Source organism: Hymenobacter agri (genome assembly GCF_054778495.1).
The window spans coordinates 1-2104 of sequence record NZ_BAAGZM010000685.1 but is presented as its reverse complement, the minus strand read 5'-3'; the positions used below and the strand labels follow the sequence as shown (position 1 = coordinate 2104).

2 protein-coding genes and 1 pseudogene are annotated in these 2104 nt (G+C 61.9%); 2 read left to right on the top strand and 1 reads right to left on the bottom strand.

The features are described from left to right. Both ACYVDE_RS21035 and ACYVDE_RS21030 read left to right on the top strand, forming a co-directional pair. Positions 1-382: pseudogene (locus tag ACYVDE_RS21035) on the top strand (hypothetical protein); the annotation flags it as partial. 97 nt (positions 383-479) lie between these two features. After that, positions 480-1565, top strand: coding sequence for an alpha/beta hydrolase family protein (locus ACYVDE_RS21030; RefSeq protein ID WP_460503494.1), 1086 nt, complete (start codon positions 480-482; stop codon positions 1563-1565). 107 nt (positions 1566-1672) lie between these two features. Here ACYVDE_RS21030 and ACYVDE_RS21025 read toward each other — a convergent pair. After that, a partial coding sequence (locus ACYVDE_RS21025) for a TonB family protein (RefSeq protein WP_460503493.1) occupies positions 1673-2104 on the bottom strand: 432 nt, incomplete at its 5' end.

Sequence of the window (2104 nt, the reverse complement as noted above, 5' to 3'; positions counted from 1 at the left end):
CAAGCAGCTGGGCGTGGGCGGAGCCGTGTTTGGCGCCACGGTGCTGGCCGCGGCCACGGCGCTGCCCGAAGTATCGACGGGCTTGGCTGCCGTGCGCCAGCACGACTACGAAATGGCCGTTGGCGATATTTTCGGGGGCAATGCGTTTCTGCCGGTGTTGCTGCCGCTGGCGGCGCTGCTGTCGGGCAAGGCCGTGCTGCCGCGGGCCAGCAAGCTCGACGTTTACCTCACCGGCCTGGGCATTCTGCTCACCAGCGTCTACCTCTTCGGCCTGATTCTGCGTCCGGCCCGGCAGGTAGCGCGCATGGGGCTCGACTCCCTGGCCGTGCTCGTGCTTTATGCGCTAGGGGTGTTGGGGCTGCTGGCGCTGGGCAGCGGGTAAGCCCACCCGTAGCCAGACTGTGGGGCAATTGGCTTAGAAATCACCGAAAATTCGTTCTTTCGGGCAGTCGTTCACGCTATTACCCACTCGTTTCCGCATGCATTTCTTCTCCGTCCTGCGCCGGGCTGCGGCCCTTGCCCTTGGCGCTGCCCTGGCCACCGGCTGCACTTCGCCCACCGAACAATCCCAAGCCCCGGCAGCTGCCGGCAACGGCCCCACACTGGCCAGCTACTTCCAGAATCCCGAAAGCGGCGTGCAGGATGGCAACGTGCGCGTCATCCCCATCCGCACGCCCAAGGGCACCTTCAAGGTCTGGACCAAGCAGGTGGGCAATAACCCCAAAATCAAAGTGCTGCTGCTGAACGGCGGGCCGGGCGCCACGCACGAGTATTTCGAATGTTTCGAGAATTTCCTGCCGAAAGAGGGCATCGAATTCATTTACTACGACCAGCTGGGCTGCGGCAATTCTGATAATCCCAGGGATACTTCGATGTGGAGCCTGCCGCGCTACGTGGAGGAAGTGGAGCAGGTGCGCCAAGCACTGAAGCTGGACAGCTCGAACTTCTACCTACTGGGCCACAGCTGGGGCGGAATTCTGGCTGCCGAATACGCCTTCAAGTACCAGCAGCACCTTAAGGGACTCATTATATCGAACATGATGATGAGCTGCCCCGACTACGGCAAGTACGCCGACGAGGTGCTGGCCAAACAGATGAAGCCCGAAGTGCTGAAGGAAATTCGCGCCATCGAAGCTAAAAAGGACTTCAGCAACCCACGCTACATGGGCCTGCTCGAACCCAATTTCTACGCCGAGCACCTGTGCCGCATCGTGCCCAACCCCGAGCCCGTGACGCGCGCCATGAGCAAGATTAATCAATCATTGTACGTGACGATGCAGGGACCGAGCGAGTTCGGCATCTCCGGCAAGCTCACCAACTGGAACCGCGTGCCCGACCTGCCCAAGCTGCGCGTGCCCGTGCTCAGCATCGGCGGCAAGTACGATACCATGGACCCCAACCACATGCGCATGATTGCCACCAAGGTGCAGCGTGGCAACTCCCTCATCTGCCCCGAGGGCAGCCACATGAGCATGTACGACGACCAGCAAACCTATTTCAAGGGCCTGCTCACCTTCCTCAAAGCCGCCGACGCCGGTACCGTGAAGCCCGGCGCCGAGCTATAGAAATTGCACCATTTGTCATCCTGAGCCGCGCGAAGAACCTTGTCATATTTGAACGTATTGTTCAGGTCTGATAAGGCCCTTCGCGCGGCTCAGGATGATAAATGGCTTTAAAACGACACCGTGAGCTCAACCGGTAGTGCGGTGCGGCGGCCGCCCGCCACGCCCGGCCGCCAGGCGGGGCCTTCGCACACCAGCCGCAGGGCTTCCTCGTCGTAGTCGGCGCGCATGCCGCGCACCACTTGCAGGTTGCTCAGCTTCCCATCGGCCTCCACCATAAAGCGCAGGCGCACCGTTCCGTTCAGGAATTGCTGGCCTTCCTCGGGCTCGAATTTGGCCGCTTCGCGAAACAGATAATTGCGCAGGGCAGATGTGCCGGTAATTGGAGCCGGGGCAATGGCCACGGCCGCTGGCATGGGCTTGTCGCGCACCAGCGCGGCACTCTCCACGGCTTTGGCGGTGGTAGCGAAACGGCTCGCAGCAGCCGATTGTGGCGCGACGACGCTCGAATCGGCGGCGGCTTTGGCCAGGGGCTTGGGGGC